General features: G+C 30.8%; 10 protein-coding genes (1 of these 10 only partly in view). 8 read left to right on the top strand and 2 right to left on the bottom strand.

Features of this window, described 5'->3' with window-relative positions; translation table 11 throughout:
* Positions 1-53: 53 nt before the first annotated feature.
* Positions 54-2,060 (top strand): methyl-accepting chemotaxis protein, encoded by a 2,007-nt coding sequence (locus PZA12_RS23955; protein ID WP_103698418.1) that lies wholly within the window; start codon positions 54-56, stop codon positions 2,058-2,060.
* A 111-nt stretch (positions 2,061-2,171) separates the two neighbouring features.
* On the opposite strand, the gene PZA12_RS23950 is transcribed toward PZA12_RS23955, so the two are convergent.
* Positions 2,172-2,864, bottom strand: a complete 693-nt coding sequence (locus PZA12_RS23950) for a 5'-methylthioadenosine/adenosylhomocysteine nucleosidase (protein WP_077838898.1) — start codon at positions 2,862-2,864, stop codon at positions 2,172-2,174.
* Positions 2,865-3,296: 432 nt separating this feature from the next.
* Between PZA12_RS23950 and PZA12_RS23945 the strand changes: the two genes are divergently transcribed.
* From PZA12_RS23945 to PZA12_RS23920, 6 genes are all read left to right on the top strand, one after another.
* Positions 3,297-4,058, top strand: a complete 762-nt coding sequence (locus PZA12_RS23945; protein WP_078117511.1) for a tRNA threonylcarbamoyladenosine dehydratase — start codon at positions 3,297-3,299, stop codon at positions 4,056-4,058.
* A 179-nt stretch (positions 4,059-4,237) separates the two neighbouring features.
* Complete coding sequence (locus PZA12_RS23940) at positions 4,238-7,036, top strand: sigma 54-interacting transcriptional regulator (RefSeq protein ID WP_103698419.1); 2,799 nt, start codon at positions 4,238-4,240, stop codon at positions 7,034-7,036.
* 214 nt (positions 7,037-7,250) lie between these two features.
* Positions 7,251-7,673 (top strand): mannose/fructose/sorbose PTS transporter subunit IIA, encoded by a 423-nt coding sequence (locus tag PZA12_RS23935; protein ID WP_077844316.1) that lies wholly within the window; start codon positions 7,251-7,253, stop codon positions 7,671-7,673.
* Between the two features lie 74 nt (positions 7,674-7,747).
* Positions 7,748-8,239 carry a mannose/fructose/sorbose PTS transporter subunit IIB gene (locus PZA12_RS23930; RefSeq protein ID WP_023976850.1) on the top strand — a complete coding sequence of 164 codons (492 nt, stop codon included), beginning with the start codon at positions 7,748-7,750 and terminating at the stop codon, positions 8,237-8,239.
* A gap of 149 nt (positions 8,240-8,388) precedes the next feature.
* On the top strand, positions 8,389-9,180 hold the full coding sequence (locus tag PZA12_RS23925; protein WP_041898903.1) for a PTS mannose/fructose/sorbose transporter subunit IIC: 792 nt from the start codon (positions 8,389-8,391) through the stop codon (positions 9,178-9,180).
* Positions 9,181-9,201: 21 nt separating this feature from the next.
* Positions 9,202-10,023 carry a PTS system mannose/fructose/sorbose family transporter subunit IID gene (locus PZA12_RS23920; protein WP_103698420.1) on the top strand — a complete coding sequence of 274 codons (822 nt, stop codon included), beginning with the start codon at positions 9,202-9,204 and terminating at the stop codon, positions 10,021-10,023.
* A 535-nt stretch (positions 10,024-10,558) separates the two neighbouring features.
* Here PZA12_RS23920 and PZA12_RS23915 read toward each other — a convergent pair.
* A complete protein-coding gene (locus PZA12_RS23915; protein WP_168983577.1) occupies positions 10,559-11,992 on the bottom strand; it encodes a DDE-type integrase/transposase/recombinase in 1,434 nt (477 codons plus the stop codon).
* Between the two features lie 458 nt (positions 11,993-12,450).
* Between PZA12_RS23915 and PZA12_RS23910 the strand changes: the two genes are divergently transcribed.
* Positions 12,451-12,839, top strand: the beginning of a protein-coding gene (locus PZA12_RS23910) for a GNAT family N-acetyltransferase (RefSeq protein ID WP_103699415.1). It continues 559 nt past the right edge of the window; only the first 389 of its 948 coding nucleotides appear in the window; it begins with the start codon at positions 12,451-12,453; its stop codon lies beyond the right edge, outside the window.

Here is a 12,839-nt window from a genome sequence, read left to right as displayed (position 1 = left end):
TATGAATGGAGTTTATTCTAGAAAAAGATAAAGTTTATAGGAGTGTTAATGAAATGAATAGGAATAGTAAGCTGTTTAGAAAGATAGTGATTGGAATTATCATTATGCTTCTACTCCCAACTGTAACTGTTGGATTAGTAGCAATTTTTAAGTCTAATGTTGTTTTGGAGAATAATTTGAAGACTACAAGTGTGCAAACTATTAAAGAAGTTGATAAAGGTTTTTCGCAATATCTAGAAATTTTAAATACTCAATTGAGAGTGATATCGAAAAATGCCGATATCAAAGATTTATCAAATCCGCAAGTAGATCATGCACTAATATCTAAATATGTACAAGATATGTTTAAAGATACTAAGGATTCAATAAATGGAATTATTAATGCAGGATATGCAACTGAATATGGAGAGCTTGTGTTAGATAGTGGAACGATGAATATTAATGATTTCAATTATAAAGAACGGGAATGGTATAAGAAGGCTAAGGAAGCTGATGGAAAGGTTGTATACATAAAACCATATAAAGATAGCGTAACAGGAAAGCAAGTAATGACAGTTGCTCAGGCTGTTAAAGATAATAATGGACAAATCACTGGGGTAATAGTAGTAGATATGTCTTTAGATTCCATGCAAGAATATATTAGTAACATAAAACTACTGAATACGGGATTCATAGTACTAGTTGATAACGATGGAGATGTAGTAGCAAATAACAATAATAATAAAGAGATAGATGATAATATTAGTAAATTATCATTTTGGGAATCAGCTAAAAATGAAGAAAGAGGAGTATATAATTGCGAAAGTAATGGAAAAGAATTTTATGCCTGTCAAGAAACAGATGCTTTAACAGGATGGAAAATGGTAGGTATAATTGATGGCAAAGAAGTAACAAATAATGTTTTAACAATGAAGGTAACGGTTATTACTGCTAATTTATTATGTGTAATTATAGGAATAATTATATCAATGATTTCAGCATCTTATATTGTGAAAGAAATACATAAATTAAAAGAAGCGTTTAGTACAGTAGCTGAAGGAGACTTCAGTAAAAGAATAATTGTAACGGCTAAAGATGAATTCGCTGAACTTGGAGATAACTTTAATTTTATGGTAGAGAATGTCTCGAAGTTATTGAAAGGAATTCAAAATACATCATCTGATTTATTAGAAGCATCAGGAAATATATCCAGCATGTCTGAGGAAACAACTGCATCAGTATCAGAAGTTTCAAATGCAATACAAGAAGTTGCAAATGGAGCTACAAACCAAGCGCAATCAGCAACAGAGGTTGCAACGAGTACTGAAGAATTATCAAATAGAATAGATGAAGTAGATGGAGAGACTAATCATATTAATGAGTTAGCTAGTGAAGCTGAGAAATTAGGTACTCAAGGATTATCTATACTTAATGACTTGATATTTAAGGCTGAAAAGTCTAAAGAAAATGCAATTAAGTCTGGCGGCATGGTTCGTGAAATGGGAGAAAGTATAAATAAAATAAATTATATATCGGATGTAATAGCAGGAATAACTGAACAAACTAATCTTTTAGCTTTAAATGCAAGTATAGAAGCTGCAAGAGCTGGAGATGCAGGAAAAGGCTTTGCGGTGGTTGCAGAAGAAATCAGAAAACTAGCAGAAGAATCAAAAAAATCTACAGATGAAATAAAAGCAATTGTTTCAGAAATAAATAATAAGAGTGAATCTACTAAAATAGCTATGAAAGAAAGTAGAGAAATGTCACAGAAACAAGGAGAAGCAATAAAGGAAACAGAAGCTATATTTAATAAAATAGTTGATTCTATAATTCCTTTAACAGGAGCAATAGAAAATATTAAAGTCTTAAATGAAAAAATGAATTTAAATAAAGAGGCAGTTAAGACACAAATTGAAAATATAGCAGCGGTTTCAGAGGAATCGGCATCAATATCTGAAGAGGTTACAGCATCAGCTCAGGAAGTAAATGCAACAATGGCAGAATTAACAGAGTATGCTGGTAACTTGCAACAGATATCATATAAATTGCAAGAAGAATTAAAGATGTTTACAGTAGAATAGTATTTTAAATAGGAAAAGATTGATATAGAGAAAGCCATCTTTTGTAAGTGCATATAAATATATTTAGACACTTTCAAGGGATGGCTTTCTCTATATAAAATATTACTTTTACTACATCATTTCTAACATTTGTTTTATTATTCTAGTAGAATTTTTAACTGCGATTGGGACAAATTTCTCATAATCCATATGAGCACCATTATTTGCGTTATCAGAAATAGATCTTATAACTACAAAAGGAATTGAGTTTAGATAGCAAACTTGAGCTATACTAGCGCCTTCCATTTCACAAGATATTGCTCCAAACTCCTGATCAAGCCAATGAATTTTTTCTATATTTGCTATGAATTGGTCTCCAGAAGCAATTCTTCCTGTAAAACTATTTAATTCTGGAATTTTCTCGCATGCACTTTTAGCTATAGAAACCATTTCCTTATCACATTTAAAATCAAATGTATCTAGTCTTGGAATCTGTCCAACTTTATCTCCGAAAGCTGTGGTATCCATGTCATGTTGAACTAAATTTTCAGCAACAACAATATCACCAGGATAAATTTCCTTTCCTATTCCACCAGCAACTCCTACATTAATAATTTTATCTACTTTGTATTCAGATGCTAATATTTGAGTGCAAATAGCTGAATTAACCTTGCCGATACCGCAAACCACAGCTACAACATCTTTTCCATATAATTTTCCTTTGTGGAAAGTCATATTAGCCTTATCTTTTTTTTCTTCAATAGTTAAATCATTTAGTAATAGTTCTAATTCTTCTGCCATAGCAGCAATTATTCCAATAATCATATAAAAGTGAGCCTCCTAAAACAATTAATTAATAAATATGATATAACCGCTCTGTATATATTTAATTCTTATGCAAATTTATTGAGTAATATCTAAAAGCTAAAAATGACAAGTTGTTAATACGAACGAAACAAGTCGCTTTGATTATATACGCTCTAAATTGAATAAATTATAGAAAAATAAATATCTTGGTTAAACATATTTGACACTAATATATATTATAATCATTAGTTTACAAATTTAATAGATAAATTTGTAAAATTATTTTTGTACCTCATGCTAAGTTAAAAGAAAAGTTTTAGTATTAATTAATATATATATGTAAATAATCATTACTGAGCTTATAATATATAATAATTATACTGCCAATTTTCGATTGTTTTTGTGTTATAATATCAATTGAAAGTATAAGATAATAAGGAGAGAAGATGTATGACAGCACAGCATTCTTTATCAAGAACTGAACTTTTGATAGGTAAAGATGGATTAGATAAATTAAAACATAGTAAAGTTATTGTTTTTGGTGTAGGTGGAGTAGGAAGCTATACGATAGAAGCTCTTGCAAGAGCAGGAGTAGGTGAGTTGATAATTGTTGATGATGATACTGTTTGTTTAACAAACTTGAATAGACAAGTGCATGCTACCTATAAGACAATAAGTCAGCCTAAGGTAGAAGTAATGAAAGAAAGAATATTATCTATAAATAGAGCATGTAATGTTATAACACATCAGATTTTTGTTACACAAGAAAATATAGCGTCTATAATTCCTGATGATGTAGATTATGTAGTTGATGCAATAGATACAGTATCAGCTAAATTAGGATTAGTAGAGTATTGTTATAAAAAAGGCATAAAAATAATGAGTTCTATGGGAACTGGTAATAAATTAGATCCTACACAATTTAAAGTTACAGATATATTTAAAACAAAAATATGCCCTTTAGCTAAGGTTATGAGATCTGAGCTACGTAAAAGAGGAATAGAAAAATTAAAAGTAGTTTATTCAGAAGAAGTTCCGATAAAACCTAACTATGATGATGTTGTTACATGCAAAACAGGATGCGTTTGTACTGGTGGTACTAAGAAGTGCGCTATTAAAAGACAAATACCTGGAAGTATATCATTTGTTCCTCCAGTTGCAGGAATGATAATTGGTGGAGAAGTTATAAAAGATATATTAGAAATAAAGTAGCACTAGATTCAGGTATTGGTATAAAAGTTTCAAGTATATAGTAAATTTATAGTAATTGATTTTAACTGACTCTTTTGGTGAAGTATATTGTATTTTTTTTAGTAAAAGGATACTATATATTTACTTGAAAGAGTTAGTTTTTTATTAATTATAGACAAATCTAAAAGAAGGTGAGCATCATGAAGCGTATTGATAGGATTTACAATTATATCGAAAATAACTCGAAAAAATTTACAAAGGATAAGCTCTTAGAAGTTAAAGGATTTAGTGCACAGGAAATAGGAGAACATCTTGAAATATTAAGAAGTAATGTGTCGAGAGAACTTAATGCACTTTGCAGAGATTCGAAAATCATTAAGATTAAAAATAGACCCGTTCTTTATTTCGATAGAAAAAGTTTTGAGGAAATATTATCTGTAAAGTTACCAGACGACTTGGAAGAGATATCAGATATAATGGAATTTGCCTCAAGTGAAGAAGTGGTAAGAAATGAAGAACAATCTCCTTTTAACTATTTAATTGGAGCTAATACTAGCCTAAAAAATCAAATCGAACAAGCAAAGGCAGCCCTGTTATACCCGCCTAATGGGCTTCACACTTTGATAATTGGAAGTACAGGAGTTGGGAAAAGCTTATTTGTTAATATAATGTACCAGTATTCAAAATATATAAAAAAATTACCTGAAGATGCGCCTTTTGTTGTTTTCAATTGTGCGGATTATGCTAATAATCCACAATTACTTTTATCGTATATTTTTGGACATATTAAGGGTGCTTTTACAGGAGCTGATAAGGAAAAAGAGGGAATCGTTGAAAAGGCTGATGGAGGAATACTATTCTTAGATGAGATACATAGATTACCGCCAGAAGGGCAAGAAATGATTTTCTATTTCATGGATACAGGAACCTATAATAAGCTTGGAGAAACAGATAGACAGCGCAAAGCTAATGTATTGTTAATAGGTGCAACAACAGAAGATCCTAATTCTACATTATTAAATACTTTTATTAGAAGAATTCCTATAACTATAGTTATTCCGAACTTTGAAGAGAGATCTTTACAAGATAAATTAGAACTCATACATTATTTACTTTCTAAGGAAGCTCAAAGGGTAAATAAGACTATTAAAATTTCATCGGAATCGATAAAAGCATTAATTGGAAGTACAACATATGGAAATGTAGGCCAATTAAAGTCAAATATACAGCTAGTTTGTGCCACAGGATTTCTGAATTGCATGAATACAGATAAATGTATTGAGATAAATTTAGATTTACTCCCAGAAAGCATAAGAAATGGAATACTTAATTTTGAAAGTAAAATAAAAGACGACTCCAATTTTTGGGGAAGGGTTCCTAGCACATTGGTGGTTAAACCTGATGGTAACAAAACTTTTTTAGAGACTGATGCTTATGAGCCACCATTTAATATTTACAATATAATAGAGGATAAGGCGTTTGTTTTACAAGAAGAAGGCATGAGCGATCAAGATATTAAAAATTATATAACAACAGATATAAATGTTCATTTAAAGCAATTTTACGCGAGATTCAAGAATGATGCGTATCGTAGAGAAGGTTTATTAAAAATTGTTGATAAAGATATTGTTGATTTTGCTGAAGAAATAAAAATGTTAGCTGAAAATAGATTGAGCAGAAAGTTAAGTGATAGATTTATATATGCTATAAGCCTACATTTTAGTGCGTTATTTAATCGTATAAAGAAAAACACAGTATCATTTTCAACAAATATTGAGTTAACATTATCATCTAATAGTAAAGAATACGGGGTAGCTAAAGAGATTCATAAGTTAATAGAGGATAGATATAACTTAATAATTCCAGAAGTTGAAATAGAATATTTAGCTTTACTTCTAAGCTCAATACAAGAATTATCTCATCAAGAAAGAGTTGGAATAGTAGTTGCATCTCATGGTACAAGCACTGCTACAAGCATGGTTGCTGTGGCCAAAAAACTTTTTGATGCAGAGAATATCGCAGCAGTTGACATGCCGCTTGAGAGAAAACCTTCGGATATTATAGATAGTGTTATTGAAAAAGTTAAGCAAGTAGATGAAGGAAAAGGAGTACTACTTTTAGTAGATATGGGATCTTTAAATAGTTTTGGGGAAACTATAACGAAAAAGACCAAGATAAATATTAAGAGTATTGATATGGTATCAACGGCTCTAGTACTAGAAGCAGTCAGAAAATGCTCAATTTTTGATGCCGATCTAAATTCAGTATATTCATATTTAATTACTGATTTTAGAGGATATACAAATAATATGATGACAGAAGGTAAAACTGGAGAAGATAATGCTATAATTACAATTTGCTCAACAGGTAAGGGCGCTGCAATTAAACTCAAGGAATTAGTTGAAGCTGTAGCAAAGAATATCTCAATTAACGATAATATTAGAATAATCCCAGTAGGATTAAATAATCTAAATGAGTCAATAAAACAGATTTCGCGAAAAAATAAAATTTTAGCACTTGTGGGAATAGCAAATCCTAATATGGGAATTCCCTTTATATCGATTGAAGAACTAATTGATGGATCTGGAGAAAATATTTTGAGAAATATAATTGAAGGAAAGGATATTAATCCGGTTATAAAAGGAGAAAATCAGATTGTTTTAAAAAATCTTTGTAAGCAAACTTTAACAGAGATTTTAACCTTTCTTAATCCTGAAAAGATATATTCTTTATTAGATGATTTTATAAAATCTATTGAAAAATCTTTGAATGTACATTATGAGAATCCAACTAAACTAAGAATTATGTTTCATGTTGCATGTGCATTAGAAAGGATGCTTTTAAATAATGGACTGGTATATGATTCATCTGATTCAGAATTAAATCCAAGATATCTGGAAGTGTTAAGAAGAGCAAATTTAATATTTAAAGAAGCTTTATCAATAGAGCTGACGGATGATGAGCTATACTATATGATTGATGTTATAGATGTGTGTTAAATTTAATTTATATAAGAAAAATAATGTGTCAAAATACAATTAAAAGTGTGTCAAATAATACTTTAGAGTGTCAAGGTGAAAACTTATCCGCATTGTATGCGTTTAGAATTCATGTTTGGAGAAAAGTATTTGTTGACACACTTTTTTTGGCATGGGAATTGCTAAGTATATTGGTATAGAAATAATATTTGTAGCAGGAAAGGATGATGAAATAATGATAGCAGTAATCGTAGGTACTCATGGTATATTCTCGGAAGAAATCCTTAAATCAGCTGAAATGATTTTTGGAGTCCAAGAAAATGTGGGAAGTGTTACTTTTCAGCCAGGCGAGGGTATAGATGCTCTAGTTGAAAAATACAATTCACTTATAGAAAAAATGAATTCAACAGATGGCGTATTGTTCATGGTAGACCTTTTTGGAGGAAGTCCATTTAATGCAGCGAGCATAATTGCAATGAAACATGAGAATATGGAAATTGTGACAGGTGTTAATCTCCCAATGATATTAGAGGTTCTAGGAAGTAGAGATTTTTCAAGTGTGTCAGAACTTTTATCAATTGCAGAAAATTCCGGAAAGGAGGCTATAAGAATTTTATCTAAAAATATTGAAGAGGATTTAGATGATGAGATAATATAGCAACCTATGATTAGTTAGTATAAGAATTACATGAATTTAATTATAATATGAAATTTGAAAGGTGAGATATAAAGATGGAAATTAGTTTTGTAAGAATAGATGACAGATTAATACATGGACAAGTTGCAACAGTTTGGACAAAGTATAGTGGATGCAATAGAATATTTGCCTGCAGTGATGAAGTTGCAGCAGATGACTTAAGAAAACAATTAGTAATTCAAGTAGCTCCTCCAGGGATAAAAGCATATGTGCTTCCAATAGCAAAGGCAATTGAAGCATATAATAATCCTAAATTTGACAGTTTTAAAACTTTATTCTTATTTACAAACCCTACAGATGTATTAAGAATGGTTGAAGGTGGAGTACCTATTAAATCTGTAAACGTTGGAGGAATGTGTTACAAGGCTGGAGATAAACAGGTTACAAATGCATTGTGCATGAATGATGTTGATATTGAGGCGTTTAAAAAGCTTAATGAAAAAGGCATCGAATTAGAAGTAAGGAAACTAGCAAAAGATCCTAAAGTAAATTTGATGGATAAATTTAAAGAATTACAACTTATATAGATATAGATTTTATCTAACAACCAAAGATAAGGTCCTTTAAAAACTCTTAGATTTTGATAGAAGGAATAATAAATCCTGTTAAAAGATTAGATATATAAAATTTAAAAAAGTTTTTATATATAAATTAAAAGAAAGAGGGGAATTTACAAATGAGCACTTTACAATTAATTTTATTAGTGATAGTTGCAGCAATTACTGGTATGGCAAGTGTACTTGATGAGGCACAATTTCATAGACCAATAATTGCATGTACATTGGTTGGACTTGTACTAGGGGATATTAAAACAGGAATTATACTAGGTGGAACACTTGAAATGTTAGCATTAGGATGGATGAATGTTGGTGCGGCTATGGCGCCAGATGCGGCTCTTGCAAGTGTAATTTCAGCAATACTTGTTATAATTGGTAAACAATCAATTGGAGCAGGTATAGCAGTTGCGGTTCCAATAGCAGCAGCAGGACAAGTTCTTACTATTTTCGTAAGAACAATAACGGTATTTTTCCAACACTTAGCTGATAAATATGCTGAAAAGGGTAACACAAGAGGAATAGAAATGTGCCATATACTAGGTTTATCACTTCAAGCAATACGTGTGGCTATTCCAGCAGCTATAGTAGGAGTACTTGCAGGAACAGATGCAGTAAATGCGGCACTTGCAGCTATACCACAAGTTATTACAAGAGGACTTCAAGTTTCAGGTGGATTTATAGTAGTTGTTGGGTACGCAATGGTAATGAATATGATGAATAGTAAATCATTACTACCATTCTTCTTTATCGGATTCCTACTAGCGGCATTTACAAATTTCAATTTGATTGGTTTTGGTGCTGTAGGTGTTATTGCAGCAATATTCCATATCAAATCAATAGCTAACGAAGGTAAAGTAGCAGTAGCTGGAACAGGAAGTATTGATGACATTGATGATTCAGACTTAATGTAATTACAGAAAGGAGATAAAATAATGAGTGAAAAGAAATTAAATAAAAGTGATATAGTAAAAATGTTTATCCGTTCAAATTTTTTATTGGGATCATTTAATTTTGAAAGAATGCAAGCAATAGGTTTTTGTGTTACATTAATTCCAGCTTTGAAGAAATTATATAAAGGTGACGAATTAAGTGCAGCACTTAAAAGACATTTAGAATTCTTTAATACACAACCATTTATGGCAACGCCAATTATGGGAATAACAGCAGCCATGGAAGAACAAAAGGCAAATGGGGCAGATATAGATGAGGGATCAATAAGTGGTGTTAAGATTGGTCTTATGGGACCACTTGCCGGAGTTGGAGACCCAATATTCTGGGGAACACTAAGACCTGTTCTTGCAGCATTAGGGGCAGGACTTGCACTTACAGGAAGTATAATTGGACCATTAATTTTCTTCATAGGATTCAATGCAATAAGACTTGCAACAAACTGGTATGGAATGTTCTATGGATATGAAAAAGGAACCCAATTAGTTGCTGATATGGGAGGAAATAAACTTAGATATCTTACAGAAGGTGCTTCAGTACTTGGATTACTTGTTATAGGTGGTCTTGTTTCAAAATGGACAACTGTTAATATACCTTTTGTTCTCTCTAAATATACACAAGCTGATGGAAAAGAAGTAGTTACAACTATTCAAAGTGTACTAGACAGCTTAATGCCAGGATTAGTTCCACTTTTACTAACATTTTTATGTATGTATCTATTAAAGAAGAACGTGAATCCATTAATAATAATCCTTGGATTATTTGCAGTAGGTATTTTGGGCGTAGCTTGTGGAATATTACAGTAGATATATAAATATTAAATAAATAAACGGTTAAATTAGATAATGTAGTAAACTTCCTTAAAAATAGAACCCGCAATATATTAGTATGGTATGTAGAAATATCAACAATATATTGTGGGTTTTGTGTATAAGTATGTACTAAATCCGACTTTTGTGGATAAAATTTATGTATTAGGTCTAAGCATATAGCTACAATAGTAAATTTGCATTTGATATCTGAATAATGTAAGTTCACAATCAAGATTAAATCTAAAAAAACAATATTAGTATATATGGTGCTATAAAAATATGAAATATATAATTTCTTATTATATTTTAGGTAGTGTAAAAAATATATGAAAAATCAATCCAACTACCATTTAATGTTAAATTATGTTTGCTAGTTGCCCTTGACACACCTAAAGATAAATGGTCTTAGGCAGTTAAGGACGGGTGAATGATAATTTTGAACATGACTAATAGACCCGCCTATTGAGATATTTTACCATTTATCTTTGTGGGCGTGTCAAGGGTGCGTTTCACCAACTGCTTTAGATCATTAGGCAGTTATTGTACAGTTATTTAGAACAAAGTCTTGAGATAGTTCAATAAATTTGCACCATCTAGTAGGCATGTTGGACATTGACTCTAACTCTTCAAGGATTACAGGAGTTTTGCCTTCAAGGGCAGAATGTGGTCTTAGAAAGTTAAAGTATGCCACAAACATAGTTACAAATGCAACCGACCCGTTAGGACTTCCGAAGCCAGTAGTAGCTCTATAATTGCCTTTAAAGGTTCGGTTAAGACGTTCAATAATTTGCTTCAATGGCCTATATTCTTTTGAAACTTCATCTTTATTGGTTAAGCCTATAACTTGAGTAACATCGAATTTTATACTATGGCTTGCAAAGAAGTGCTGTGCAAGAAGATATATAGGGTTACCATCAGTTATAAGATTAAGATCTTCAGGTATTTCTTTTAACTTACTTAGAACATCATCGATGGCTTTTACAGCCGTTTCGGTATCTCTATGTGGTGATACTCTGTAAGATAGAATAATCTTTTTAACAGCATCAAAAAAGAAGAAAATATAGTTCCACTTACCGTTAACTTTTATGTAGGTTTCATCGCCGCAGAAAGAGTCAGAAAGTTTATAATCGTAGTTATCTATAAATGGCTTAACTACAATTGAAACGGCATTAACATAGTTTAAAATTGCTTGATGAGATATTTTAATATCATGAATATCTTTAAGCAATGCAGCTGTCTTTCTGGAAGATAAACCGTAGTTAACGTAGTAAGTTAGAATGAGTCCTAAGGTGTAAGAAGAAATCATAATGTTTGGAAGAGAAACCTTTGATTTTACCGGACTTTCTTTAGAAAGTGGCTTAAAGTCAAAAGTGAAATCTCTAAATATGTATCTAACTTTGAACTTACCAGGATTCTTCTTAAAATCTTGTTTTTCAGATTTTGTCATTGATTTAAGATTATTTTGGTAAAAAGAGCAATTATCATTCTTACACTTATAAACGTAGAAATCCTTACGCGCCTTGATTCTTTCAAGTGTTTTACTGCAGTGAGGACATCTTAACACTATGGATTTCTGATAGTAATTTTTAGGATTGAATGTGGTATCACAGACTTTGCAAAGATATTGTCCTCGGCCTCCGTTATTATCGTAAAGATAGGTATGTGGAGCACCACACTTAGGACAGATAACATCCTTAGGAGCTAACGCTTTGTTTTTGCGAGGTTTCACAGGAGCAAATTCTTTGCCGTGCTTAAACTCATATTCAGCTATTAGAAGCTTATAGTTAAGTTTTTCGGGAACATCAAAGATTGGTTGATCATCTACTTGAAGCTTTCGGTATTCTTTCTTAACAGGTTCGTCCGAAATGCTTTTAAGCAAGTTTTTGCCAACCAGCAAAGTCATGAGATACTTTATAATTTCAATAAGATAAATTACAGTTTCAAGAAGAAACTTATTAATCATGGTAATAGCTTGCCTCCTTTTTTAGTTCAGTGTTTTTGTTTTGCAAGTATAAAATATCTTAACTTTTTGGGGGTGGCAAGTTATTTATATAAAAAATAAGAAAAATTAAAGGGTTGCTGCCTTAGTTAGATAAAAAACTTTGACAGTACCATATTTTAAATGAGAGGGTTATTTATGAAACTAGAGTATAATTATATTGCTTTTCTGATTATCAATTTTTAGCTAGTGTAAGAAGAGTGTATAGGGTTATGAGGTGGCACTATATGTAACTAGTAATAATCTTTTATATAGAATTTAGAGAAATATAATTGATAAGAGTAACTAAGATTACAGCAAAAAGGAAAATTAAAATAAGTGTTGAATGATTATATAGGAATGTTGAATAATGAAATTAAAAATAATAAATAATGGATTAAAAATCGAGAAGACAGATTTTCACGATTGTAGAGGGGAATTATATGGAATCAAACATGAAAGTAAAGATACAAGGAAATAGATCGAATAAAACAGAATATCTAATAAGAGATATAGATGATATTATCATTGGTAGATTCAGTACTGATGAATTAACTGGCAGAAGCAAAACATGCAACGTCAATCTTAAGTTCTATAGAGAATATAATTATGAATTATTAAGTGATACACTATCGCTTATATTAAAGGGAATATTTAAAGATTCGAATATTTTTAAGGTTAACATAAAAGTTCTCGAAAAAATAGACTTAACTGCATTTTTAGATCTAGGTTTTACTCTAGAAGGAATATTTAATGAAAATGAATATTTTCAAGGTGAATATATTGATGAACTGTCATTTGGTATAACTAGAATTGAATATGACCAAATGTG

The organism is Clostridium beijerinckii (assembly GCF_036699995.1).
In the GTDB taxonomy this organism is placed as follows: Bacteria; Bacillota; Clostridia; order Clostridiales; family Clostridiaceae; genus Clostridium; species Clostridium helianthi.
Note: the sequence above shows the minus strand (reverse complement) of the source record. Positions and strands in the feature narration are given on the sequence as shown.

Coding starts and splice junctions, on each gene's coding strand:
- PZA12_RS23915 (WP_168983577.1), bottom strand. CDS start 11,992: ATGATTAATAAGTTTCTTCTTGAAACTGTAATTTATCTTATTGAAATT.
- PZA12_RS23920 (WP_103698420.1), top strand. CDS start 9,202: ATGAGTGAAAAGAAATTAAATAAAAGTGATATAGTAAAAATGTTTATC.
- PZA12_RS23940 (WP_103698419.1), top strand. CDS start 4,238: ATGAAGCGTATTGATAGGATTTACAATTATATCGAAAATAACTCGAAA.
- PZA12_RS23925 (WP_041898903.1), top strand. CDS start 8,389: ATGAGCACTTTACAATTAATTTTATTAGTGATAGTTGCAGCAATTACT.
- PZA12_RS23950 (WP_077838898.1), bottom strand. CDS start 2,864: ATGATTATTGGAATAATTGCTGCTATGGCAGAAGAATTAGAACTATTA.
- PZA12_RS23935 (WP_077844316.1), top strand. CDS start 7,251: ATGATAGCAGTAATCGTAGGTACTCATGGTATATTCTCGGAAGAAATC.
- PZA12_RS23930 (WP_023976850.1), top strand. CDS start 7,748: ATGGAAATTAGTTTTGTAAGAATAGATGACAGATTAATACATGGACAA.
- PZA12_RS23955 (WP_103698418.1), top strand. CDS start 54: ATGAATAGGAATAGTAAGCTGTTTAGAAAGATAGTGATTGGAATTATC.
- PZA12_RS23945 (WP_078117511.1), top strand. CDS start 3,297: ATGACAGCACAGCATTCTTTATCAAGAACTGAACTTTTGATAGGTAAA.